The 24,422-nt window shown below is 58.8% G+C and carries 19 protein-coding genes and 6 pseudogenes; 10 read left to right on the forward strand and 15 right to left on the reverse strand.

What is annotated here, in order from left to right; translation table 11 throughout:
- Window positions 1-665: 665 nt before the first annotated feature.
- Together B0E49_RS03835 and B0E49_RS03840 are read right to left on the reverse strand one after the other, a co-directional pair.
- Window positions 666-926 (reverse strand): annotated as a pseudogene (locus tag B0E49_RS03835) (IS110 family transposase); the annotation flags it as partial.
- 402 nt (window positions 927-1,328) lie between these two features.
- On the reverse strand, window positions 1,329-1,643 hold the full coding sequence (locus tag B0E49_RS03840; protein WP_077560661.1) for an HU family DNA-binding protein: 315 nt from the start codon (window positions 1,641-1,643) through the stop codon (window positions 1,329-1,331).
- A 214-nt stretch (window positions 1,644-1,857) separates the two neighbouring features.
- On the opposite strand from B0E49_RS03840, the gene B0E49_RS03845 reads away from it, so the two are divergent.
- The 3 genes from B0E49_RS03845 to B0E49_RS03855 all read left to right on the forward strand — a co-directional run bounded on the left by B0E49_RS03845 (window position 1,858) and on the right by B0E49_RS03855 (window position 3,336).
- On the forward strand, window positions 1,858-2,211 hold the full coding sequence (locus tag B0E49_RS03845; RefSeq protein ID WP_077560662.1) for an H-NS histone family protein: 354 nt from the start codon (window positions 1,858-1,860) through the stop codon (window positions 2,209-2,211).
- A gap of 112 nt (window positions 2,212-2,323) precedes the next feature.
- On the forward strand, window positions 2,324-2,647 hold the full coding sequence (locus B0E49_RS03850) for an ATPase with chaperone activity (RefSeq protein ID WP_286137788.1): 324 nt from the start codon (window positions 2,324-2,326) through the stop codon (window positions 2,645-2,647).
- 464 nt (window positions 2,648-3,111) lie between these two features.
- Window positions 3,112-3,336: a hypothetical protein gene (locus B0E49_RS03855; protein ID WP_077560663.1), complete on the forward strand. Its 225-nt coding sequence runs from the start codon at window positions 3,112-3,114 to the stop codon at window positions 3,334-3,336.
- Window positions 3,337-3,415: 79 nt separating this feature from the next.
- On the opposite strand, the gene B0E49_RS20665 is transcribed toward B0E49_RS03855, so the two are convergent.
- The 4 genes from B0E49_RS20665 to B0E49_RS03875 all read right to left on the reverse strand — a co-directional run bounded on the left by B0E49_RS20665 (window position 3,416) and on the right by B0E49_RS03875 (window position 8,946).
- Complete coding sequence (locus B0E49_RS20665) at window positions 3,416-5,296, reverse strand: UvrD-helicase domain-containing protein (protein WP_217349211.1); 1,881 nt, start codon at window positions 5,294-5,296, stop codon at window positions 3,416-3,418.
- A gap of 558 nt (window positions 5,297-5,854) precedes the next feature.
- Window positions 5,855-6,691, reverse strand: a complete 837-nt coding sequence (locus tag B0E49_RS03865) for a hypothetical protein (protein ID WP_077560665.1) — start codon at window positions 6,689-6,691, stop codon at window positions 5,855-5,857.
- Between the two features lie 140 nt (window positions 6,692-6,831).
- On the reverse strand, window positions 6,832-8,625 hold the full coding sequence (locus tag B0E49_RS03870; RefSeq protein WP_077560666.1) for a DUF927 domain-containing protein: 1,794 nt from the start codon (window positions 8,623-8,625) through the stop codon (window positions 6,832-6,834).
- 96 nt (window positions 8,626-8,721) lie between these two features.
- Window positions 8,722-8,946 (reverse strand): helix-turn-helix transcriptional regulator, encoded by a 225-nt coding sequence (locus B0E49_RS03875; RefSeq protein ID WP_077560667.1) that lies wholly within the window; start codon window positions 8,944-8,946, stop codon window positions 8,722-8,724.
- Window positions 8,947-9,187: 241 nt separating this feature from the next.
- Here B0E49_RS03875 and B0E49_RS03880 point away from each other — a divergent pair.
- A pseudogene (locus B0E49_RS03880) lies at window positions 9,188-9,965 on the forward strand (transposase); the annotation flags it as partial.
- Between the two features lie 3 nt (window positions 9,966-9,968).
- Here B0E49_RS03880 and B0E49_RS19975 read toward each other — a convergent pair.
- The 3 genes and pseudogenes from B0E49_RS19975 to B0E49_RS20810 form a co-directional block, all read right to left on the reverse strand.
- Entirely contained in the window at window positions 9,969-10,559 is a 591-nt protein-coding gene (locus tag B0E49_RS19975; RefSeq protein WP_144264417.1) for a hypothetical protein, read from the reverse strand.
- A 294-nt stretch (window positions 10,560-10,853) separates the two neighbouring features.
- Window positions 10,854-11,936 (reverse strand): IS630 family transposase, encoded by a 1,083-nt coding sequence (locus tag B0E49_RS03885; RefSeq protein WP_077560668.1) that lies wholly within the window; start codon window positions 11,934-11,936, stop codon window positions 10,854-10,856.
- 203 nt (window positions 11,937-12,139) lie between these two features.
- A pseudogene (locus tag B0E49_RS20810) lies at window positions 12,140-12,432 on the reverse strand (transposase); the annotation flags it as partial.
- A 187-nt stretch (window positions 12,433-12,619) separates the two neighbouring features.
- Between B0E49_RS20810 and B0E49_RS03890 the strand changes: the two are divergent.
- From B0E49_RS03890 to B0E49_RS03915, 5 genes and pseudogenes are all read left to right on the forward strand, one after another.
- Complete coding sequence (locus B0E49_RS03890) at window positions 12,620-13,582, forward strand: Bug family tripartite tricarboxylate transporter substrate binding protein (protein ID WP_077560669.1); 963 nt, start codon at window positions 12,620-12,622, stop codon at window positions 13,580-13,582.
- A 34-nt stretch (window positions 13,583-13,616) separates the two neighbouring features.
- Complete coding sequence (locus B0E49_RS03895) at window positions 13,617-14,798, forward strand: FAD-dependent monooxygenase (protein WP_077560670.1); 1,182 nt, start codon at window positions 13,617-13,619, stop codon at window positions 14,796-14,798.
- A 182-nt stretch (window positions 14,799-14,980) separates the two neighbouring features.
- A pseudogene (locus tag B0E49_RS03900) lies at window positions 14,981-15,222 on the forward strand (transposase); the annotation flags it as partial.
- A gap of 129 nt (window positions 15,223-15,351) precedes the next feature.
- The gene (locus tag B0E49_RS03905) at window positions 15,352-16,167 is read left to right on the forward strand and encodes an IclR family transcriptional regulator domain-containing protein (protein WP_077560671.1); all 816 of its coding nucleotides are present in this window, start codon (window positions 15,352-15,354) and stop codon (window positions 16,165-16,167) included.
- An 839-nt stretch (window positions 16,168-17,006) separates the two neighbouring features.
- Window positions 17,007-17,333 (forward strand): hypothetical protein, encoded by a 327-nt coding sequence (locus B0E49_RS03915; RefSeq protein WP_077560672.1) that lies wholly within the window; start codon window positions 17,007-17,009, stop codon window positions 17,331-17,333.
- A gap of 433 nt (window positions 17,334-17,766) precedes the next feature.
- Here B0E49_RS03915 and B0E49_RS03920 read toward each other — a convergent pair.
- The 5 genes and pseudogenes from B0E49_RS03920 to B0E49_RS03940 all read right to left on the reverse strand — a co-directional run bounded on the left by B0E49_RS03920 (window position 17,767) and on the right by B0E49_RS03940 (window position 22,230).
- A pseudogene (locus tag B0E49_RS03920) lies at window positions 17,767-18,817 on the reverse strand (porin).
- 109 nt (window positions 18,818-18,926) lie between these two features.
- The gene (locus B0E49_RS03925; RefSeq protein WP_077560673.1) at window positions 18,927-19,253 is read right to left on the reverse strand and encodes a LysR family transcriptional regulator; all 327 of its coding nucleotides are present in this window, start codon (window positions 19,251-19,253) and stop codon (window positions 18,927-18,929) included.
- A 4-nt stretch (window positions 19,254-19,257) separates the two neighbouring features.
- A pseudogene (locus B0E49_RS03930) lies at window positions 19,258-19,722 on the reverse strand (IS630 family transposase); the annotation flags it as partial.
- A gap of 65 nt (window positions 19,723-19,787) precedes the next feature.
- The gene (locus tag B0E49_RS03935) at window positions 19,788-21,023 is read right to left on the reverse strand and encodes an MFS transporter (protein ID WP_077560674.1); all 1,236 of its coding nucleotides are present in this window, start codon (window positions 21,021-21,023) and stop codon (window positions 19,788-19,790) included.
- A 28-nt stretch (window positions 21,024-21,051) separates the two neighbouring features.
- Window positions 21,052-22,230, reverse strand: coding sequence for a flavin reductase (locus B0E49_RS03940; protein ID WP_077560675.1), 1,179 nt, complete (start codon window positions 22,228-22,230; stop codon window positions 21,052-21,054).
- A 143-nt stretch (window positions 22,231-22,373) separates the two neighbouring features.
- Here B0E49_RS03940 and B0E49_RS03945 point away from each other — a divergent pair, with 143 nt between their 5' ends.
- Window positions 22,374-22,913 carry a flavodoxin family protein gene (locus B0E49_RS03945; RefSeq protein ID WP_077560676.1) on the forward strand — a complete coding sequence of 180 codons (540 nt, stop codon included), beginning with the start codon at window positions 22,374-22,376 and terminating at the stop codon, window positions 22,911-22,913.
- 41 nt (window positions 22,914-22,954) lie between these two features.
- Here B0E49_RS03945 and B0E49_RS03950 read toward each other — a convergent pair whose 3' ends face one another.
- Window positions 22,955-24,394: an aldehyde dehydrogenase family protein gene (locus B0E49_RS03950; RefSeq protein ID WP_077560677.1), complete on the reverse strand. Its 1,440-nt coding sequence runs from the start codon at window positions 24,392-24,394 to the stop codon at window positions 22,955-22,957.
- Window positions 24,395-24,422: the final 28 nt, after the last annotated feature.

The raw sequence follows: 24,422 nt of genomic DNA on the forward strand, positions 1-24,422 counted from the left end.
GCGGCCGCCCGGTCCGGCGATCGGAGCGGGTGCCGGCCGTGCCGCAGACCCGCCGAATCGAGCTTCCATACTATGACTCGGATGTCTTCTTGGCATGCGACACAGTGCTTGACCACTTTGACTTCAAGTTACCTCCATGTGAATGGCGGTGAATGGGTACCGCATCGCGCTTCAATTGCATGAAGCTGTCGCGCAGCAGCTGGGGCGTGATGTGGTGCAGCAGCGCCGTGAACCATACTCCTTGCCCGCGGCCTTGGCGGCCCGGGCTGCTTCACGTACACCATCGAGCCCCATCGATGCGCGGGTCCGGCTCCGCGTCCGGGGCGCAGCGGGCACTTCGGTGCTCCTCTTGGCTTCTCGCCTCCCCTCCGGACCCTCCGCCTGCGCCGGTTTGGAGGCGGCGCCCTTGTTCGGGTCGTTCATCGGTACTAAGCAAACATCCGACTTCTCGCCAGTGTGGACGTCGGGCGTACGGCCAAGGGCCTTCCCCGACTCGCCCGCCGCTAACTTCACGGCGGGCGCTGATGCGATCTCACAGTTCCTGTTCGGAGAGCTTCTGCGCATGCTCAGGGTCTTCGACCGCGTGGGGCTCGTCGAGGGCTCGCGCGTAGTGTCCTCGCCGATGTGGCCTTCCGCTTCGCTTAACAGCGTCGGCGGCGGCGGCGTTTATTGGTCTTGACGTAGGACTCGACGAACTGAGGCGCCATCAGGCGCACGGTATGGCCTATCGCCACGAGCTTGCCCGCCCAGTGGTGTGCGCTGGCGCAAGCTTCCATGCCGATCAAGCACGGCGGGACATTCACGAAGAACGTCGCCATCTGTTCCCTGCGAAGCTGCTTCTTCACCAGTACCTTGCCATGCTCATCGACTCCATGGACCTCGAACACGCTCTTCGCCAAGCCGATGCCAACAGTCGTAGGCTTCATGGTGGGCGCCCCTTCTCGGTTCAAGTGGTTGATCAGCCTCTCCACTTTGGCACGTTGATGCCGTTATGGGTGGGGCGTTCGCCCATTGCTTACGGAGCGCCAGTGTGTGTGCCTGTCTTTTGAGCACCATCGGCATGCCCATGGTTGGCGCCACGTTCGCGAGTTGTGCATGCTTTTATCCACAGTTTAGGCCTCAGTCTTCGGGCGTGGCTTTTGATGGCACTTTCCGCTTGCATCCAGTTTGGTGACCTCAAGATGAGTCTCGAGCCACGGATACGAGACTCTTCGATGAGGGGCCATTGCCCGCTCATAAAAATTGCCGCCAGACCCTTCGGATCAAGCGGCATCTACTTTTATTGACCGACGCGGGGCCGGCCGGGGGGAGGAGGTGAGTTGTGCCGACTACTTGGCAGCCGCTTTAGCGGCCTTGCGCGCAGCAGCCTTGGGATCAACGATGGCCTTGAACTTTGACCCGGCAGTGAACTTCGGCACTGTGCCTGCTGGGATTTTGAGAGCAGCGCCAGTGCTCGGGTTCTTGCCTGTGCGGGCTGCGCGCTTTGCGGATTTGAAGGTGCCAAATCCGACCAGGGTGACTGAGTCGCCCTTTTTTACCGCAACCTGGATGGTTTCAATGAGGGTATCCAGGACGTTGCCAGCAAGTGCTTTGGAGATTTCATTTTTGGAAACGAGCTTTTCGATGAGTTCGGAGCGGTTCATTTTTGGTCGACAGCAATGGAATTGGTGAAGCGGCAATCTTACTGGATGAGCGGTTGGGGGTCGCAGGCATCCGTCTGCGGGGTGACCGGAATCGAACTTCGCTGGAGTTGGGAGAGACGGGCATTCATTACGTCCCACTCTAACTCGATGGACTCAATCGCAATTGATTTGCGCTATGCTCTGCGCCTCTTCTCAAAAAAAACAGGACTTAACAATGGCAAAAACCCTCGCTCAATTGAATGCCCAGATTGCAGAACTGCAAAAGAAGGCTGACGCGGTAAAGGCTAAGGAAGCGGTCGGCGTGATTGAGCGCATCAAGGAGGCGATTGCGCACTACGGGCTGACGGCTGCCGACCTCGGTTTCTCGGGGCAAACCGTCAAGGCTATCAAGGCAACAGGGAACCTCGTTGCAAGGAAAACGCGCAAGAAAGCGGCAAAGAAGCCCGCGGGCGTTATACGCTACCGCGACGAAGCGGGACAGTCCTGGACTGGGCACGGCAAGCGACCGCGGTGGTTCCTGGCAGCGATTGAGTCGGGAAAGACGCCGGAAGACCTGGAAATCAAGTAGGACGAAATCCATTGGTGGTCAAAATTGCCGTCCACTGCCGCTCCACAATGTTGGTGCCCGGCTGTAGTGCCCGGGCACGGTTTACCTGGCAACGGACGTAAGGAACCTCATCGTGTCGTCGGACGAATATCAAATTGAGATTCCCCAGTCGTTCATGGCGCTGTACACCGACCCCGGGCGTCTCAAACCCAACGCCCCGCGGGAGGTCGTAGCCAGCCGCTATGAACTCTGTGAAGATATGGCCAGCATGCTCACAGAGCCTGCCAAAAATATGTCATTCGGTCTGGACCACACTGAGACAGAAGTGCTCATGCGCTGCTTCCAAGGCTTGAAAGTAGATGCAGCAGCTGTGACCGGAGATGAGGCGCAGTGGGTGATTCGCCGGCTGGCGGAGTTGTTGGACTGGGCCCAACCGAATCTTGCCGACGTCGAGTAAAGATATTGGGAATCAGTCGATGGTGGCTGGTCCATGCCCCGGACTTCCATGACGACACGGTCAGCGAAGACGAGGGGGCCCCTGCGTATCGGTGCAGTGTGCCGCCGTCGTTAGCCTTGACAAGCTGCAGGTCCACAAGGAGGCCCTCGACCCCGGGCATGTGCTCAAAAACTACCGGGCCGATGGTCCATCGCTTTTTGGGCGGAAAAATCATCGTCCCAGTCACAAGATTCAGCGCGGTGCGCGAGACGGCTGTGCCCAAAATGGCGCCACGAATGACATCAAACCCTCAGTCCTAAAGCTCGCGGCACTGTCATCTTGATGGGTGTCCCCTGCCCTGTCAGCAGCATTTCAGTGGGTTAGGAATCTGCGCCGTACATTGATGCGAGAATCAGAAGGCGACCTGCACCGCGCGGTGCTACCCCCAAAAGCACCGGGTTTCGACAGTGTGAAAGACACAAAGAATGTTTCGAGCGATTCTGACGACCGTCCTTGCTTTGGCGTTGATCAGCGCGTGCCTGCTGGGCTTGTCGCAACTCGCGTCGGCGGTGCTGGGGCGGGTACTTTCTGCCGCTGAACTGGCTGCAGCAGCGGTCGTGCTGGTCGCAGCGATTTTCGTCGCCCTACTCTGCCGAAAAAGGCATGCCCAAAGAAAATACCTGGAGATGCAGGATTCGGCTCTTTGGTAAGCCGGCTGCAGTTCCGCGTTGAACCAGTTCCCGTCAAGCTTTGATATGGCCAAGGATGGGTGCGCTGCTCTGCAACCGATCAGCGAATGGCGTTGCCCTTGATCACCTCAAGCGTGTCGCCACCAATAGCCTCCGACAAGAACCGGCTTTGCGCCACAAAGCGCTGGCGCGTACGCGCATGCGGCACCGGCGCGTGGTACAGCCGCACCCACGTGCGCGCCCGGGTAACGGCCACGTACAACAAGCGCCGCTCCTCCTCCAACTGCGCCTCGGTCTTGCAGTGGTAAATGGGCCATAGCCCATCGGTCACCCCGACGACAAACACATAGTCCCACTCTCGGCCTTTGGCTCGATGCACGGTCGAGAAGGTGATGGGCGTGCCGCTGCCCAATGCCAGTACCTGGCGCTTCATGGCCCTGGCGGTATCGGTCTTACGGCATAGCGGCTCAAATTCGTTCAGGTAGTTGCGCAGCGGTTTGTCGGCATTGATGCCACCGCGCCATCGCAGGTAGGCAGCGGCGCACTGGCTGTAACGGCTTTCCAGATTCCTGACGGTGATCGCGTTGATCTCCCGCGCCAGCTTGCGCCATTTATCATCGGTCGTCTCAACCGTCAGCCTGTGGCGCAACGTGCGCTCGCTAATCTCCTCGCCTTCCTCGGCCCGTCGCTCCACCTGGGCAATGAGCCACAAAACGTGCAGCAGATCGGCTTGATGCGCGCTTACACCGCTTTGCTGGGCTCCCACGCCGGCGGCCCGCAGCGTTTTCATGATGGGGTGCAGCACCGCGTTCAGCCGCGCCAGCACCGCGATGCGTGACGGGTTCACCCCATTGGTCAGCAATGCGCGGATGTGCCGCACGGCTGTCTGCGTTTGCTGCGCGCTGTTCTCGTTCACGATCAGGCGCGGCTTACGCCCCACCGTACGCGTCGCAATCGGGGTGCCGTCTAACGGGGCCACAATGGCGCCAGCCAGGGCAGCGGTTTGCTGAGTCAATCGGTAAGACGTTGAGAGTTTGAGCCGCTGCACGCCGTCGAGCAATTTTGCAAGCGGTGTGTAACGTGCACCACCGAAGCCGTAAATCACCTGCAGGCGATCACCAAACACCATTAGGTTTGGAATGCGCCGGGCCAGCGCAGCCACTAAATGCACCTGCTGCGGGCTGCAGTCCTGATATTCGTCGACGATCAGGTGCCGATATCGCGGAATTTCGGCACCTGGACTGGCCAGCGCCACGGCACCCAGGCGCGGCATGCTGTCGAAATCAATTTTCCCCGTCTGCAGCTGCCGCTTTTCGTATCGGGCACACAGCTTCTCCGCCCACTTGAGGCGCCCTTGCAGCAGCCGTGTGCAGGCGTCAGACTCACGCAAGAGCTCGGCCAACGGTGTGCGCGATACCGATGCCAGAGATAACAACGAGGCGAGTGAGCCAAGGCGCTTCGGTTTGGCAATCCGCTCTAACCACGCGATTCGATCATCGAATTTAGATTTGCGGTTGGCCATGGCTCGGCCTTTTCGCGCCGCCCTGCCCTTGCTGTCCCCATTCTTCACCTCCTTTTTCGCCTTCCGTTTCAGTTCTCGGCGCCAGTCGGCAATCACGGTGGTCAGCATTTCGGTGGCTTGGCCTGCCTTGGCCACGGTCGGTTCACGATCAAACCCCAAAAGTCTCCAATGTCGTCGCATCACCTCCAGCCCGAACGCGTGACAGGTGGAGACGCGAACGCCGTTAATTCCACGCTCGCGCAGCCGCGACTCGAAGTGCGACTGGGCGTCGATGGAGAACGTAAGCACCAAAATCTGCTCGGGCGTCACGCCGCCGGTAGTCAGCAAATACTCGATGCGCGCGCCCGCTGTAGTCGTTTTTCCGCTGCCGGCACACGCCTGCACTTCGACGCGGCGAGCCTTGGTTATGACGATTTTTCGAGACTCGGCCGAGAGGACTATTGGTGTCGGAGCTGTCATACCGTCAGCCCCTGACATACGCAGAAATTCCGATGAGAAGGGAGCCCATTTGATGGCCGATTTCCGAACTGGTTGCGGTTTTGCGGGTCGTGTTGAACACAGAAAAGCTCGAAAGTACTGGAGAAAACATACTTAAACCGTATTTTTAGAGGTTTTCTGCAGTGAGGTGGATAACAACATTAACTATCTGAATTAGTTGGGCTGGACAGGTAAATGCGGATCAGGCTTCAGGCTCACTTGAATCGCTCAAGTCGGCCTCGTCCTGACCTGTCTGATTCGTGAATTGATCTTGAACGGATGCCAGGCTGACTCGACGCGACGCTTGATTGGCGATCCAACCTTGGTAACTTCTGACGGCTGACAGCCGGTTGGTGATTCACGACTGGTAAACCGGAATTCTGGTTGCGGTTTTGCACGGTTCTATGCCCGCAAAAACAGCGAATCCAACGTGATTTCGACAGAGAAATGACGTGTTATCACTGCTGATACGTCCTGAAGATCTACAACAATTAGGCATCTATATCAGTGGGACGGCAGCGAGTCGAAATCACTCCCCGTTCACGGCATCGACAACGGCATCAGTGCGGCAGCACGTGCATCTCGCTCCCAAGCGCGAAAGCCGATACGGGGCAGTTTTCGGAATGGCGCAGCGTGTTCGCGCGCGGCATTTTGCAGCACAAAGTGGCCGGCGACGCGGTTGGACGAGTGAGTGAGCAGTTTGTCAGCACGTTTTCGCAGGGCCGTTCCCGACACGTGACGTTGGGCCGCCGTGCCGAGCAGCCGGCCAAGATCCGTCTTCTTATGCGGCAACGTCACAAACTGCAGGCGCTTGGCCCAGAAGGCGTCAAAGTCGTAGTCGATGAAGTCTTGAACCTTGATCAATTCATGCTGGCGCGCGGCCCCAGTATTCGACAGACGCATTTCCACATGCAGGCATGGACGCTCCCGAGTGGGTGCCGTTGGCTTAAACCACTCGTCCGAATACACCGCAAGCACGCCAGAGCGATGCCCGCGCGGCGCGAAATAGGTCACCGATCGGTTGTGCACTACCTTGTGACGGAGATAGGGCACGAGTACCGAGCCCAAGAACAGGCGATGCAGACGATAGGCCTCTATGCGGGTCCATACAATGAAGTCGCGCGCGATCTCCACCTCCTCGACCTCAACGGCGACGTCGGCACCAAGTAGTTCAAGAAACCGAAGAAACCACTCCGACTCCGGTTGCAGCACCAGCACCGACGATTTCCATCTCGGGTGGTATTTCGGGGAGTAGACGGTGAGGGTCGTGTCTCTGCACCACGGCTTCAGAAGCGTTTTCAAATCCACGCCCAACTCGGCGCGGTCCAGGCGAAACGCCACGCGGTCATAACGATCAACGGTTTCGGTTTTTGGCATATGTTTTCCAATTCGATTTCATGTCAAAAGATGGGCCTTTGGCCCTGGCGGACCGGGCGTGCGTGACACCACGCGAGCTTTGAAATGTCGACTCCGACATTCCGACAACGTCGCGTCCGGCACGCACATTGCCCGACGGATCAATCGAACCGGATTGCCTCCTTGATCGCGTAAAACGGCGTGCGTGCATCCGCCTCGCCGTCCTTGCGGCCTGGCATGCGGCACAGCAAGGTGCGGGCCCTCTTATCCGAAACTAGCAGGCCAGCGTGCTGCAGCGCCTTCACGGTCGCCTCGATGCCGTGTTCACGGCAGAGCTCATTCTCAAAGTATTCACGGCGCAGCAGATACAGGAGCCCATGCGGTTGATGGGTCTTGACATACACGCTGCCGCCGAGGTGCTGTTCCCAGTCTTCAAAGGGCACGAACACGGCCGGTTCCTGCAGCTTGAAGAAGGCTCGCATCGTCGCCAAGGGGGCGACATGCAACTCCTCCTTGCGGGCTCGCCAACCGGCCAGCCACTGGCCAAACACATGCCGCACGGCAGCCAGGGGCGCATCGGCTTCAAGCGGGAGGATCTCAAGTCTGACAGCCAGCCGGCCCGTGAGCGCCACCACCGTGAACTGCGCCAAGACGCGACGCTCCAACTCGGTCATGCTCGCCAAGGGAATGTCGCCTGCGACTTTGGTCTCGTAGCTAGACCAATGCCGTTGGACCACCTCCTGCGCGCCGGCGAACTTGGCGATGAGCTGCTCCACGAAGGCGGGGTAGGCCACGCCGAAGTTGTTGGTGATGGCTTCGCTCACGTCGGCGGTAAACGCCGCCTCATCCGCTGCGCCATGGAGGTCGGTGTAGACGCCGAGATGCTCACCCACCCGTATGGTGGGCAGGAAGGCCTCGTGGCCAGCGCGGGCGGTATCGCCGGTGGCGCGCGCCTGCTGTGCGACCGAAACTTCGCCGGTTGCGAAGATGGCGGCTCGCAGTTCTTGCCACTCCCGCAATTCGCCGCTCGCGGTGGCGCCGGCCTTCGTGATGCCTCCGCCGAGCCGGGAAATGGCCTTGAGCACGTCGGCACCGCCCCGGGCGCCGAGTTCGTCCAGCACCAGTGGCAGGTCGCGCGCTCTTGCGGCTAGCATTTCCAGGCTAATGTTAGTGTGGGGCAATTGATGCGGGTCACGGGGCGGACCGAACAGCGAATGGATCACGTGGGTCAGGGTGATTTTGTCGGTGCTGGACAGACCGCACAGCAATACTCCAGGCATGGGCAGCCCGGTCAACGTGGCCAGCGGTGGCGCAAGCCCAAAGCACAGGGCGAAAATGAGCAAGGGGTTGCCCGGCGCCAAGCGCTTAAACGGCTGTTGCCACGCCTGCAAGGTTCCTTTGGCGGCGTAGCCACTGGGGCCGCACAGCACCGGCACGACAGGCTCGGCGCCATTGCCGTATACGGTGTCGCCCAAGACGGCGATGGGCCTGCGTTCCTCCCCGGCGCCTAGCCAGTGCAGGCCCTCAACGCCAATGACGATCACGCTGCTCAGTTCGGCAACGGCGGCGATGTATTTGGCAATGGCTTTCAGGCCGGCGGGTTCCAACGGGGTCTTTAAGCCCAGGCCCTCCAGGACGGGAGCGAGCTTGCGCGGCTCACGCAGCGCCGCCATTTTCACCAACTGGCGGCGCAGGACGCCGCCAACTTTGCGGCTGATCAGCACGCCCAAGAGGGTACGGTCAGGGGCATAGGCATAGCCTCTGACATTGAAGCGCTCGGTCAGCCTGCAAGGCTTGGCATCCAGCGTGACCACGATATCGTCATCGGTCTCACTTATGCCGTGAAGTTTTTGAAGTTGACGCAGGATCTTTTGTTTCTGGGCTCGGTGATTAGAGGCTGGTTTTGCTAAGTGCGAATTGTTTTTAATGGTCGAGGTTTGGGGTGCGGTGGCCATGGTTTTTTGCTCCGATTGGAATAAGATGGGCAGGCGCGGGTCGAAACGGCCGGCCTGCTGCGGACAAGTTTTGATTGGGGTTAGCGTTCGACCGAGCTACGCGGCGCCCGGAGCCGAAGCGACTGCCTGGGCGATACGACGCTGAAGAAACGCATCAACGTCAGCGTCGCTGATGCGCACGGAGCGTCGCCCCACTCTAATGGCGGTGAGTTCGCCCTCGGCGATGAGGGTATTTACGCTGCCCAGGGCCAGGTGCAGCCGCTGGGCGACCTCGCGTTTGGTGGACAAAGTGGTAGGGGTGGAGGGGGATTTTGCTGCCATGTTTTTTTGCGCCTTTCTATGCGTGGTTAAACATGGTGCGACTATGTCAAATCATTCCGCTTTCAACCACGGCAATTGCAAGCCAACGGGTGCAATTGCACTGGACTGAGCTCTTTACTGGACATCACAAGTGATGAGGACTAGCTCGGCCCATGCGGCCTGCGCTTTCTGGCGCTCGGAGTCCGCGCGCCAGAAGAGGAGATCCTGTCGACGTAGGAGGAGGTTGTATCGTTGAGTTGCTATGCCTGCGAACTACCTCCCCTACGACCCGAACCAGATGTTGCTGTTGCCCGAGGCGATGCAGGAGTGGTTGCCCGATGGTCACCTGGCGCACTTCATCAGCGACACGGTGGACGGTCTGGATCTGAGCGCATTCCACGCCCGTTATGACAAGGACGGTCCGCGCAACCAGCCGTTCCATCCGGCGATGATGGTCAAGATGCTGGTGTACGGGTACGCCACCGGCGTGTTCAGCTCCCGCAAGATTGGGCGCGAGCTGCACGAGGATGTTGCGTTGCGGGTACTGGCAGCCGGTAACTTCCCGGCGCACCGTACGATCCGCGACTTCCGCGACTTCCGCGCGCTCCACCTGAAGGAGCTCAGCGAGCTATTCGTGTAGGTGGTGCGCCTAGCGTGAGATGGGACTGGTCAAGCTGGGCACGATCGCGGTGGACGGCACCAAGGTCAAGGCCAACGCGAGCCGACACAAGGCGTTGAGCTACGACCGCATGCTCAAGGCCGAGGCCGAGCTGAAGGCGCAGATTGATGCGTTGCTGAACAAGGCGCGCACGGTCGATGAAGCCGAGAAGGGCGAGCCCGAACTGGACATCCCGGCCGAGATCGCCCGGCGCCAGGACTGACTGGATGCCATTGCTGCTGCGCGTGCCCGACTGGAGCAACGCCAACGCGAGGCGGACATTGAACGAGGGCGCAGCGACGACGACGACCAGAAGCCTCAAGGCCCACACGGTAAGGCCAAGACCGGTGCTCGATACAAGAACCCATTCGGTGTGCCCGAACTCCTAGCCGGCGCTTTTACGCTCACGCACTACGTCGCCCACTTCTTGTATCCAGCTAACTATGCTACGCCCCTCAACGGGTAGGGTCGCATCTTTCTGCTTTAGCCATTTCTCGACAAGGGCTCCCGATTTTTGGGGGTGTTCAGAGTCGAAGCCATCCACTGTGTGCCGCAGCAGTTCATGCATCAGCATCAGGTAGTTGTTCTTCTGCTTCGGCATGAACTCCTTGGGCTTGCCACTAGATATGCCTAGGCCTTTCTGCATGGGATCAAGTCCGGACCAATCCAACGCCTTGGCGAAAAAGTAGTAGTCCTGCAACGGAATGTACTTTTCTCCCGCCTTGGCGCCTTCGCTGAAGTGATCCGGAAAGTAGTCGATATCGATGCCAACCCTTGCGCGCGTGATGGCGAGCCGTTCTGTGTACTCTTGGTAGCGCGCGGGGTCCGCCTTCTTTAGGGCCTCTCTGGCCTTTTTCGACGGTTCAATGTTCATCGATAAAAGCACGGCGTACCATGCGCGCACGTATTTCCGTTGCTGCCAGTGCGGCCAGTGCGGTGGCTTAATGTCTTCTGGCTTTGGGCTTTTCTTGGGCATGTGTCGCTTCTCCTGTTGGACAGCAACAGTTTATTTGAAGACCAGGAATCCTGCGCGGCGGCGCTACCGCAGCGTTAGCGGCAGTCTGGTCAAATTACCAACTTACTACAACACCCTCTTACCGTAAGTAGGCCCCGTTGGCACTGTTGTGCGTGACGGAGTCTGAACAAGATACGAATGTAAGAAATAGCGCCACGGGGTGGGGTAGCTTGAAAAAATGAATTATTCAGGACGGACTATCGAAGCGCTCGAGGTCCGGACTCGACTAGTGCAGTGCGCCACTCTGTTCTGTACTTATCCCGAAGTAGCTGCGAGAGCAGCCTTGGCTCGCGTGACCTTGGCCAGGATGTCAGAGGCGCGTGCGGTCCAGATGAACGGCTTGGGATCGATGTTGTGATGGGCGACGTACAGATCGATGGCCAGCTCCAGTTCTGCCACGCTGGTGAAGCTGTCACGCCGGATGCGCTTGTCGGTGATGTCGCGAAAGAAGCGCTCGACCATGTTCAGCCACGAGGCGCTGGTCGGGGTGAAGTGCATGACGAAGCGCGGGTGCCGCGCCAGCCACTGCTGCACATCGGGGTGGCTGTGCGTGGCGTAGTTGTCCACGATCAGATGCAGGCTCAGGTGCTTGGGCGTGCGCCGCTCGATGAGTCGCAGGAACTTGAGCCACTCGCCGTGGCGGTGCCGTGGCTGGCACATCGAGATCACGCTGCCGTCCAGCGTGTTGAGCGCCGCAAACAGCGTGGTCGTGCCATGGCGCTTGTAGTCGTGGGTGACGGTGCCAGCCCGTCCGCGCTTCATCGGCAGGCCCGGCTGCGTGCGGTTGAGCGCCTGAATCTGGCTCTTCTCGTCACAACTGAGCACCAGGGCATGCTCGGGCGGGTTCAGGTACAGCCCCACCACGTCCAGCAATTTGTCCTCAAAGCGCGGGTCGCGCGAGAGCTTGAAGCTGCAGCTCAGGTGCGGCTTCAGGCCGTTGCTGCGCCATACACGGCGGATGGTCGTGGCACCCAGGCCCAGGTGCTCGGCCAGCGTGCGCGTACTCCAGTGGGTGGCGTTGACGGGCCTGTCATGCAGCGTGGCGTGCACGATCCGCGACTCCACCTCGGCCGTGACAGTGGCAGGTCGGCCCGTGCGCGGCGCGTCCTTGCGAAGCGCATCGATGCCGCCGTCTAGAAAACGTTGACGCCACAGCGCCACTTGCCGGCGATCGAGCCCCGCCTGGACCGCGATGTCCTTGTTTTGAAGGCCCGCGGCGGCCATCAGGACCACGACCGCTCGCTGCTGAAGCCGAGCCTGCACTCGCCGGCCCTTGGCCAACACACGAAGCTCCCGCTCGGTGTGCTCATCCAGTTCAATTGTCTTGGCAACCCGCATCGCTCCAGCCTCCTGAGCGATTGGAGTATGCCGGGTCAGATAAGTTCTATAACTTCACGCGCACTGCACTAGCTATTTTAGGTCGGTCGAGTACCTCGGCAACTTAGGTACTTTGCGCATCCCCAAAACTGCGCACCCGCGTTTACGCCCTTCTTGGCCATCCGCTTCATTTCTGAAGCGCACACCGGGCACAATGGCCCCATCGCGGCCGTGCTCGGCGTCAAATGCATGTGGATTCGCGGATGCTTGTCCAGCCACGCCCGCACAGCGGGGTGCTTGCGTGTAGCGTAGTTGTCGGCAATCAAGTACAGCGTTTTGCCCGTGGGCGTCTCGCGGTCGACTTGCCGCAGGAATTTCAGCCACTCGACGTGCGTGTGCCGCTGCTGCACTGGCCGATGATCTGACCATCCAGTACGTTGAGCGCAGCGAACAAGGTGGTGCCATTGCGTTTGTAGTCGTGTGTCATGGTGGCCGCGCGTCCTTTCCTCAGCGGCAGTCGGTAGTGATCGGTAGTGCGCGGTAGTGGTTTCTTGCGCATAGCGCAAGCTATGGCTTGTTTGGCTTGTTTTCCACTTTCGCGCAACGCACAATTCATCCGTTTCGCTACTTGTCTCAACTCGTTAACCTTGATTGAGAATTTGGGGCACATTTATTTATATCTAATATGTTTTAAAGGATAAATAATGATCAATAGGCGAGATTTTATTGGCACAATTACCGTATTTTCAATCCCCCCGATTGCTGTTTCTGGCGACTATCCGACCCACCCTATCGATATCGTTACACCACTTGCGCCAGGAGATGCAGCAGATTCCGCTGCACGTCTTATGGGGCAGGAGTTATCCCATTTACTGGGAGTCAACATAATCGTGACAAATCGGCCCGGTGCAGGGGGATCAATTGGTACGGAACTAGTAATGAGAGCACCGAAGGACGGCTACATGATTCTCTATGCGCAAAACAGTGCGCTGACCATCCGTCGTGTGCTAGAGCCTAAGATAGCCGCGTACGACCCGTCCAAAGACTTAACCCCTTTGGCGTTGACGACACGCTCACCATCGGTTTTAGTAGCACGTACCGATGCTAATTTCAAAAATTTCAAAGAAATGGTGATGCAGGCAAAAAATAAGTCTGGCAAAATCAGTATAGGTAACGCAGGGCCAGGCTCGGCGGGTGACATTAGTGTACAGCTCATCAGTTCGATAACTAAGGTAGATATAGAATCTGTAAATTATAAAGGTGCAGCTCCCGCAATTGGTGACCTATTAGGAGGGCATATAAATGGTGTAATTCTTGCTCTCGGGGCGGTAAGTTCGCATATAAGGGCGGGTACATTGCGGGGCCTTGCAATTTCGTCTCCATTTGCTGATTTTCCAGATATCCCCACCTTGGGGCAGTTGGGGTACAAGCAGGAGCTACAAGGCGTTTGGTTTGCCTTCTTCATGCCAAAGGGTGTACCGAAGAATGTGAGTAAAAAAATAATTTTGGCACTTGAGGCCGTTGCACGGGACTCTAAAATTGCGGAGAAGTTACGGCCGATGGGAATCATACAAGAGTGGACTCCGGCACCGATACTGATCAATGAAATGCAACGAGAGTACAGCATCGTGCAAGATTTGTTTAATCGCAACCATATAAATAAGTAGTAATTAATTTTCGAAAATATTTGATGAGGTGTTTATGGGGAATGATATTCATGTGGCGGTCGTTGGCGGTGGCATCGGAGGGCTTGCTGCCGCAGTCGCGCTGTCTAGGCGAAATATCAATGTTTCAGTATATGAACAAGCTAAGACGCTAGGTGAGGTTGGGGCGGGAATTTTTATTTATCCCAACAGTTTGCGGCAGCTTGAACGAATGGGGCTGAAGGATGCGTTGGCTGCTGTAGGCGCAAGAGTTGGTGATGGCTCTAAATACCGTCGAATGGATGGATCGGTCGTGGGTTCCATTCTGACCACTGACTCTACAGGGTGGAATGGAATGTACGGCATGCATCGCGCAGACATTTTGAATGTTCTTGCAGCACACATACCAGCTAACGCTATTTATACCGATCATCGTTGTGTTGATTTTATGCAAGATGATCAATGCACACACATAACATTTGAAAATGGAAAAACAACTCAAGCTGATATTGTAATAGCAGCAGATGGCATACATTCAAAGTTGCAGAAATACGTGGTTGATCAATTACCTCCAGAATATTCTGGTTTTCGTGCATATAGAGGATTGATATCGAGAGAAAAATTACCCGATTGGTATCCAGGAACGCATCAAGTTTGGATGGGTGAAAATAAGCACTTCATGGTATTCCCCGTTCGCCGCGGAGAACTATTAAATTATGTTGGCTTCGTGCCAACTATAAATGAAACAATTGAATCCTGGTCTGCAATTGGAGATAAGGACGAGCTTACCGCTTCCTTTTCTGGCTGGGATCCTAAAGTGGGAGAGCTGTTAACTAAAGTTGAAAATTGTTTTTGGTGGGGGCTTTATGATCGCAAGCCGTTAAACCGATGGGTGAATGGGAGGCTTACACTACTTGGTGATGCCGCACATGCGATGCTTCCGCATTTGGGGCAAGGTGTAAATCAGGCAATTGAGGATGGAGTTGCGCTTGCAGTATTACTGGAAGGTAAAAGCAAGGATGATCCAATTGTAGATATTTTGAAACAATATGAAGCACTACGACACCCTCGTACCGATCTTGTTCAAGCGGAAGCTCGTCAAAATGGAATGCGCTATGATTCCAGGTATACTGATCTAAATCAACGGGACAGGGAAATTGCAGACGCAGCAGTTTTTCGTAGAGTACTTTATGATTATGATGTTGAGCGTATTGCGATGGAAGTTCGAGATGGATTGTAGATAAATTTTCTCATTTTTATCGTTCCTTAAGATCGAAACTTCACCAAGGGCGCCTCTGAAATTGCTCACTGCGCGTCAGGCAGTCTGTAAAAATCGATAAGCTACATTCGGCGAGGACGCGGCGGTGCGCAATAAGGCGATCTACCTGGCGCTGGGGGGTTCTCCCCGATGGCACGCGCGACTTCCCGCCGGCCGTACGGTGCGTGGTGTACACGATCAATGCCATCGAGAGCATTCACAGCCAGCTGCGCAAGATCACCGAGGCACGTGGGCACTTCCCCAGCGACAATACAGCCACCAAGCTGACCTGGCTGGCGCTGCGCAACATCGCGGCCGACTGGGGCCGCGCGGCCAAAGAGTGGCGCAACGCGATAACCAGCTCGCAATCGCCTACGGCGATCGATTCATGAAGACGTCTGTATGACAATCCATTACCGACTTGCCCACGGCGGCGTGCGCTCGTCACAGGCAACGCCCGCCACCGTGGGCAAGTCTCAGAACCTCGCACACAGAAATTCAAACAACCCCAAATCACCTGTTAGGCTAGCATAGGATGAGCACATACTTCGTTTCATCGCTGCGCAAAGGGCTTGAGGTTTTGACCTGCTTTGGGCGACAACAAGTGCGACTTACCGTGTCCGATGTGGCGAGGCTCACCAGTGTCTCGCCCGCGTCCGCTCGGCGCTCGCTCCTCACTTTGGTGGATCTCGGTTACCTTGGCGCAGATGGCAAATACTTCTGGATGCTGCCGAAGTGCCTGCTTATTGCCCATGCCTTCTTGTCATCTGGCCCTCTGCCCTCGTTGGCTCAGCCACTACTGGATTCGTTCTCAGCCCGTACACGAGAGTCCGTTTCTCTTGGCCAATTAATGGGAGACGATGTGATCACTGTAGCGCGTGCTACTGGGCGTCGTAGTCTTTCAACGGGTTTAGGGGTTGGTTCACGTCTACCGAGCTATTGCTCTGCGATCGGGCGCGTTTTGCTTGCGGATCTCCCACCGATAGCGGTGGCCGCTCGTCTTGAGTCGATCCCACGCCCTGCACTGACCTCAAAAACAGTCACGGACGTTCACCAAATACTGGACATCCTTGATCGTTGTCGTGAAAGCGGTTGGTCGAGCAGTGATGGCGAAATTGAGGTAGGAGTGCGTGCCCTTGCGGTTCCGGTGCGTGACCTGAAAGGACGCGCGATGGCAGGCCTGAGCATTGCAGCACGCGTGGAGCGTGTTGGCATGAACGAATTCCAGGCAATACTGCTGAAGCCGCTTATGGGGGTACGCGACGCTTTGCAAGAGCAACTTTTCCCCTCTCTTGCTCACAAGTCAACAAGTAACCATCCCCCGGCAAAGCCGGGGGCTTTCAAATTGTAAGCCGCTCAAAGCGGCTATACGGGATCGCTAACGCGACCCCAACTCATGGCGCCACCGAATCGAGCCTGTCCTGAATTTTGTGTTTGAGGCATAAATAGTCGGCCCTGCAAAATTCATCCTTGCGCCCAGGCGACCTGCGAAGCGCCGCGATTGCCCTGGAATGTGGACGTCTAGGGCGCGGGGGCGAGTTGCACGAGCAGCGCGAGCAGCGCGAGCAGGCGGCCCCTGAGCCCCAGGCGCACCATCGCGCGCAGCAGCCAGCGGATGTTTGTCATGCACGTTTGCCGCTATCACGACCGCGCTGTGGGCCAGTCCGCTTTGGCTATCCACACCGATGTGAAGTTTCATTCAGAAATGGTGAGTCGGCCGAGGGAACTGCCCCCTCAGCCGCTCACAGAACCGTACGTGACACTCTCGCGTCATACGGCTCCCGTTATCCAACCTGTGCTCCGGCCGAACGCGCCAGCGAACGGGAGTTGGCCCATGGGCTGCTGCCAGTCTCGTGGACACCGACCTATGGTTCTTTAACCTTCTCGAACTCTATCGGGCTACGCGATATCCCCCCGACCATCAAAGCGTTGAGCAATGAATCCTGGGTCTGCCATGTGCCACAGATCACCGATATCAATAGCGTCGGTCACCACACGGTTGTGCCACGCAAACACGCGGGCAAAATTACGAACACTGCGAGGGGCAAATTTCGACCCGCCCGGATCAGTCAGTTTCCTCAGATCCGGATACGCAATTTACGATAGGTGCTTGAACCTTTCCATCTCGGCTTATCCAAGCCGGTCACTCCAGCGTCGCGCCAGGCTCCTTCGCGACCTTATCCTCTTGTCATGAACATCGACCTCACCAAGCTCAGCGAGGCTGAACTCACGGAGCTCAATCACCGGATCGTTGCACGACTGCACTACCTGCAAGAGGCGCGCATGCACCAGCAGATGCAGAGCTTCAAGCTCGGCGACCGGGTCTGCTTCCACGCTCCAGGGCATGATCCAAAGACAGGCATCGTCGCCAAGTGCAACCGAAAAACAGTCACCGTGATCACGGATGATGGACATCAGTGGAACGTGGCGCCCGTGTTCCTCAGCACGGTGATCGTCGCTGAGTCTGACCCCCACGCGGGTCAATCCCAAGTCATTCAGTTGCCCGGCAAACGGTAGGCGGCTGCAAGGCCCGCGACAGTTCGGGCCGAGACAGCCTCTGTTCAAGATGGGATAGCCAGCCGGTTACGGATAAAGGCCGTAGGGTGCTAGGTTTGGATTGATTCGGCGACCGTACTCGAACTCCTTTCCTGTCATGACGCAATCCATGGTCGAACAACTGGCGGACTTCATCAGCCGCAGTCAGTTTTCGTAATTGTCCGCGGCCGCGTCGAGGAACCAAAGCGGCTGCTGCTCGACTCCATAGACCGCGCTGCTTCCACCTCAACAAGGTCTCCATGAAAACGGCAACGGCCCAGTCAGCTCGGACCGTGGCGCCGCGCTGCGAATAGCTCTCCCAAATCAATCAAAAAAAGCCTCATGGCCGTTCAGCCATGAGGCAGATGACCGGTTGGAGAGACTCGAATTCGCCCCGGTCGCGGAAAAGCGCCTTTTAGAAGGTGTGGCGAATCCCCAGATCGAGACCGTCCGACGAACCGTTCGGAGCGGTCACAGCACCATTGAGGGCTACTGCCGAACCGCCGTTGTTGCTGACTCGTGCAAAAGTCGTATACGACGCGGTGCGCTTCGACAGGTTGTAGACGTAACCGATCGCCAGCTTTTTCGCTTCCGGATTGCCGGCCGCGTCGGTTCGATGCAACGAATAGGCCGCCTTCAATTGGCCGACGCCAACCGGCACCACCACGCCAAGCGACCCGCCCTTGGCCGAGACAGTTCCCACACGATCGCGGTTCAGATCGCCAAAGACCTTCGCCACGCCGAAGTCCCACTGGGCGTCGATGTTGCGCTGCACCGCGTCTCCCGCAGCGTACGCCGTACGGCTGTAGCCAACACCGCCGGAGAATGGACCGTTCGCGTACGCCAGGCGGATGCCGCTGCCGGTGCCATCGTTCGACGTCGCGGCACCACTCGCGTTCTCTCCGAAATAGTGCATCACGTTCGCACTGAAGCCGGCGAAAGTCGGAGAGAAGTACTCGAGCGCGTTCGAGGCTCGTGTGTTGGTCACGCCGGTAATGGACGCGGTGTAATTGACGGAAGCACCCACACCCACGTTGCCGAACGGGTCGCCGCCGAGGTAGCCCCAGTATTGGGGCGTGAAGTCACGGCCCGCACGGACCTCACCCCAGGCACCGACAAGCGAAACGGTCGAGCGCCGGGCGAAGGTCAGACCTTGGGCCCCGCCGATCGAAGCCGGCGTACCGGAAGCCTGGTTGTTCGTATTGGTGGGTTGACCTGAGCCGTCGTCGGCGTTGAATCCCGCTTCAAGCCAAAAACCTGCGGACAGCCCCCCCCAGGTCCTCGACGCCACGAAAGCCGAGCCTGCTAGGGGCCAGGCCGCCGCGCAGCATCTGGGTGCGGTCGGAGATGGACCCGGTTCCGCGCGCCAGTGTGGCGTCAACAATGCCGAACAGGGTGACGGAGGACTGGGCGTAAGCCGCTCCGGAGAGGCCCAGAACGGAGAGCAGCAGTAGCGATTTCTTCATGGTAATAGAGATTCCTTTTGAGTTGATGATTGAGCTACGAGGTCAGCTCATCGAGCGTGTGTTTGCTACGTTGCTTCGCCATGCGGGTTACTCCGACGTTTGTGAAATCTCAAGACCCCAAGATTGGTTTCACCGAACGCACCAACCCGTTCATCAAAGCGACGTGCTGGAGGATCGCCCTCCCGTGCGGCACGAAGAGATCACCCGCCTGGGTCGTTTGCAGTCCGCGGTGATCGCGAGTGAAAAGCTGAGTGCCGAGACTTTTCTCAAGCGCGCTCAGGCGGAGACTGCCGGCAGACAGCGAGCAGGGCACACGTTTCGATGCGGCTGAAAGGGAGCCGAGTTCCGCGCACAGAACCGCAAGTCGTATGGACACCAAGTCGACCCTTGCCAGGTTCAAGGCACCTTGCTGATTATTGAGAATTCCGTAATTCATGACATCACCAAAGCGTAGCCTGCATCCAGCAAGCGGCGATCATCGAGGGGCGCTTCTGCGCGCTCTTGAGCTTGTTGCGCGCGGTCGCGTGCAGCTCGCTCAGGTCGTTGGGGCAGTAGTTCGCTAGCGCATGTCGTTTGAGCCAGGCCCACAGGTATTCCACGGGATTGAGGTCCGGCGCGCACGGCGGCAGGAATGGGATCTGGATGTGTTCGGCCAGGCTGTCCAGGTACTCTCGCACCAAACGACTGCGGTGCGCCTTCAAGCCATCCCAGATGACCAGCAGCGGCTGCTTCAAGTGGGCCTTGAGCGCCTTGAGGAATTCGATGATCTCCTGCTTCTTGATACTGACCTCGTACAGCCGGAACAGACAGTTGGTACGCGTCAGGCCAGCGATGACCGAGACATGGTTCCAGTTGAAGTGAACCTGGATGATGGGCGTGTGGCCCTTGGGCGCCCACGCGCCACGACGTTTGTGTCCCCAATGCGCACCCTAGATTCGTTTGCAACGTCGGCAGGGAAATAGTTCACTTCTCACTTCCCGCGCGATGCAGGCATGCGGACAGGTGAAGGGCCAAAGTATTCAGAGGGAAGTGCGACAAGTCGGCGAAAGAAGAGCAATCCGATCACGGGGCCGGGTATGAGGAGCCAGCCTACCTTGCTGCCCAGATCCTGCACCACGGACGTGACCAGAGTAATCGATCCTACCGTCACCAGAAAACCGACACTGTTCTGGATCGCTAGAGCACTGCCAATGACCTCGGGGGGGCACACCCGAGATGCAATCGCCGAGAACTGGGCGGAGTCGGCAATCACCGCAAATCCCCAAATCAACAAGAGCGCCACACTGGGCACGAACCCCAAATGAGCAAGGAAGGGGTACATCAAGCAGAGCGACCCTGAGGTGCCGAGCGCAGCGGCCGCGGTCCTGGCGCTGCCAAACCTGTTGCTTAAGTGGCCCGCGACGACACAGCCGACCATCCCCGCCGCGATGACAGCAAACGAAAGACTCGACACGATGCGATCTTGGGCGGCGAATTTCGAGCCTCGGACCGCCTCAGTCACCAGGAAAGGCACGACCGTCCAGAACGCGTATAGCTCCCACATGTGACCAAAGTACCCCATCGCGCATGACAGGAAGTTCCGGTCACTGAACACGCGCAGTGCCGCACCCCAGCCCATGGATTTTTCACCGCGCGCCCCAGAGAGATTGGGTCCATCGCCGAGAAAAAGTACGGCCGCCCCGCCCAACAGGGCAAGGATGCTCGAGGTCACGACCACCCCTTGCCATGGAAGGTCAGCTCCTGCCGCCCTCACTGCATGGGGCAGCGCAGTACCGAGCGTCAGCATCCCCACCAGAAGACCCAGCGCGGAACCCGTACTGCCCTTTGTCCAGGCGATCACCATCTTCATTCCGAGAGGGTAAATTCCACCGAGGCAAATACCAACGAGAAAACGAAGCACCATTGCCTCGGTGAAGCTGGATGCCAGAAATGCAAAGGCCGCATTGAATGCTGCGCCCAAGAGGCTGGCCAGTGCGAACACGCGGCTCGCCGAATAGCGATCCGCAACGCCGGATGTCGCGAGCAGCAGGCTCCCCACAATGAAGCCGACCTGGACGGCGCTGGTCAACTGTCCGAGTTGTGCAGCTGTCAGCGACCACTCACGAGCCAGGCTCTCCGCTGCACTGTTCGGGCTGAACCAGAGGGACGTTCCGAAGAGTTGCGCAGCGGCAATCAGTGCTATGGGATGTCGAGTGAACGCGTTCATTCTTCAATCGAGCCGTTTCCTGGGCGCACTATTGGACCGACCCTCGATCCTGCCTGGCTCGCTGGATCGATTGCGCGGCCGCCGTGATCGCATCCACGCGCTCCCGGATCTCTTTACCGCTGAACGGACGCTCCCCTCCCCAGAGCGAGAGCGAAACCAGCGGTTCTTGCGCATCTCCAAGGACAGGCACCGACACGAACTGAAAATCGATGAGTTCATCCGCAGGCAGGTCGCGGTTGTAGTCTTCGAGGACGACGTTGATTCTGGAGCGAAGGATATCGAGTGGCAGCTTGGGACACTCGCTGTACTGTTCTCGCAGCACCGCTACGTGCGTGGAGGAACTTGACGCGACAGAAAGCACATGACCGCGCTCGCGTATTCGCTGGATCAGCTTTCGGCAGGCGATTTCCCCTTGGGTGTCGCGCGGGTTCACCGCGCGGATCCACGTTTCCACCGCTTCGGGCCCGCCCCACGCGGCGAAGATCGAGCCCAGGGGAGCCCGAGACGGTAAGCGATGGCCGACCCGTATCCTGTTGTCCGGCAACGAGCCAGCACACGCGCCACCGGCCACAACCAAGTCATCACCGCTGGGTGCTAACGCCGTCACGATGGTCCCGAATTTCTCGGCGAGGTGAGCCATGTGGGGGCGGGCAGCATCAAGGCATGCGAGTAGATCCCCCAAGCTTGCTGCAGCGCCTGCCTCGTCCCGCTGGCTGAACCTTCCGTAGCTTCCATGCGAAAACAGAAGTGCGGGGACAGCTCGCTGGATCTCGAGCCCCAGCATCCGGCAGACGACGATCTCGTGGTCCCCGCCGCGATGAACTTCGGCGATCTCGCAATCGATCGAAGCAACGGCGCCGTCAATCACTGGAGAGCCATGGGACGAAAGTTTCCAGTCGACTCCGCTGAATCTCTCCGCGGCCGAGCGACTAAGTTTCTTGCAGATCTCTTGCTGATCATGCGCCAGTATGCTGATGCCAATCCTTTCCGACTGCTTCAGCGCGGGCCATGTACTCGACGTCAGTGCCACCATGAACGTGACCAGCGGCGGCTCGAGGGAAAGGGACATGAAGGAGCCGACGAGCATCCCCTGTGGTCGATCGTCCCTGGACAACGAGGTGATGGCAACGACGCCGGTGGGATATTGGGCCATCACTTGGCGCAACTGGTCTGACGAAATTTCCAGGCTCTTGACGAACTCGCTCATGGGGGTCTCCGTAGCTAAGTGATAAAGTCTAACGTAACGTTAGTTAAGGGTCAAGCTGTTTTTTTCCTCGAAGAAAATCGTTACCTTGACAAATCTCGACTCTCGTCCTACAAACTCTCTTATCGTTAGTTTTGTGTCACACCATGAAAATCCTCGCTATCCTGTGTTCGCCCCATCCCTCCAAACGCACGAAGGCCGCTGTCGAAGCAGTGCTTGCAGGCGCCGCGAGTGGAGGCTCGGCTACCGAGTTGCGCGAGGTGGCCGATGGCCGATGGACGAGTGAATTGGAAGAAGCAGTTTTGGGGTCCGACGCGGTTGTCCTTGCGTCGCCAACATTTCGCGCGGACGTAGCGTGGCCCTTGAAGGTGCTGCTCGACGAGATGCGAAGGGGTGATATTGCTTCCCCCGGCCCCTTGCTGCGAAAGGTTTGCGCGACCGTGATGTCGGGAGGATCTGCTCATCACTTCATGGGTGGCGACAAGGTACGATCGGTGCTGGATTCGTTTTTTGGCACCCAGTTGTTGTGCCCCGGCATCTACGTTACACCGGACGATTTCTCTTCCGACGGGACACTGGTCGAGCCGATGTCCAGGCGCTTGAACATCGCGGGCCAGGCACTCGTGGAGCTCGCGGGCGCAGTGAAAGCGTCGCCGTCGCTACGCGCTCACATGCCACTCATTTGATCGGGGGGGGGGGCATCCAAAGAGGAACGCCCCCCGGCCCCTCAGATGCCCGGCCAGGGCGAAGCAAGCGGACCCGCAGCGGTGCGGATCGTTACCCGCTTGGTCCGCGTGCAGCCCTCCACGGCATCCGAGCCGAACGCTCCGCCGAGTCCGCTCGCCTTGAATCCGCCGAACGGTAGGCCCGAGTCCATCACCAGCGTCGTATTGCCGTGCACGACGCCGGCGTCGATCGCATCGGTCATCCGGATCAGGCGCGCGGCGCCCGTCGTCCACACAAATGCCGCCAAGCCATAGTCGGCGTCGTTCGCCATTCGCACGGCCTCTTCTTCAGACCCGAACCTCGACACCGCCAGTACCGGCCCGAAGACCTCCTCGCGTGTGATACGCAACGCGCCTTCCGAAGCGTCCAGCAGCGTCGGAGCGACGTACAGCCCCGGCCCGTCCTCGAGGCCGCGGGGTCGGCCGCCGCCTGCCACCAGCCGCGCACCTTCCTCGACACCGCTGCGAATGTACGCATTCACGGCATCGTACTGGCGCCGGCACACGATGGGGCCGACCTGCGTCATCTCGTCGAACGGGTCGCCAACGACGACCCGCTCCAGGCGGCGAGCCACGTCATCGATGAAGCGGTCGGCGATATCGTGGTGCACCAACAGACGGCTGCTCGCCGCGCAGATCTGCCCTGCGTTCGTAACGATTCCGATCACCGCCGCGCGCGCGGCCGAATCGAGATCCGCATCGGGGAACACGACGATCGGCGACTTGCCGCCGAGTTCCAGCGTGACTTTCTTGAAGGTGTCGATGGCTGCCATGAGGATCCTGCGGCCGGTGCCGGGGGAACCCGTGAACGACACGCCCGCGATGTCACGGTGCGAGGTGAGCATGCCTCCGACGACTCCATCACCCACCAGCACCTGGAGCACGCCCCGCGGAATCCCGGCTTCGAGCGCCAGTTCGGCGATACGCAGCGCCGAAAGGGGAGACAGTTCGGACGGCTTCACGACCACCGCATTCCCGCAGGCGAGTGGAGGCATCGTGCGCGCCATGAACCCATGTGCCGGAGCGTTCCACGGAAGCACGACGGCATATGCGCCGAGCGGCTCCCGCTTCGAGTAGGACAGCCTGCCGGGCACGTCGGCGAGTTGCTGTCCGTACAGCTTATCTGCCATGCCCGCCCAGTAGCGCGCATGCCGCGCCGCGCGCCGGGTTTCCGCGATCGCATCGCGCAGGACCTTGCCGGTGCACCGCACGTCGAGGCGCGCAACTTCTTCCGCGTGCTGCTCGAGGAGCGTGCCCAATTTCCAGAGGGCCTCGCTGCGTCGCTCGGGGGCGTACGCCGCCCACGCCTTTTGCGCGGCAACGGCCGTGCTCACCGCCTGTTCCACGTCGGCGAGGGTCGCCTGCCGCAGTGTGCGCACGACCGAGCCGTCGATCGGGCTCACAACCTCAAGGGGCCTGGTTCCTTCTGCTTTCTCTTCCATCGTGATCCTCTGTGTTCGTTGACGCCGA

This window comes from Polaromonas sp. C04 (assembly GCF_002002705.1).
In the GTDB taxonomy this organism is placed as follows: domain Bacteria; phylum Pseudomonadota; class Gammaproteobacteria; order Burkholderiales; family Burkholderiaceae_C; genus Rhodoferax_A.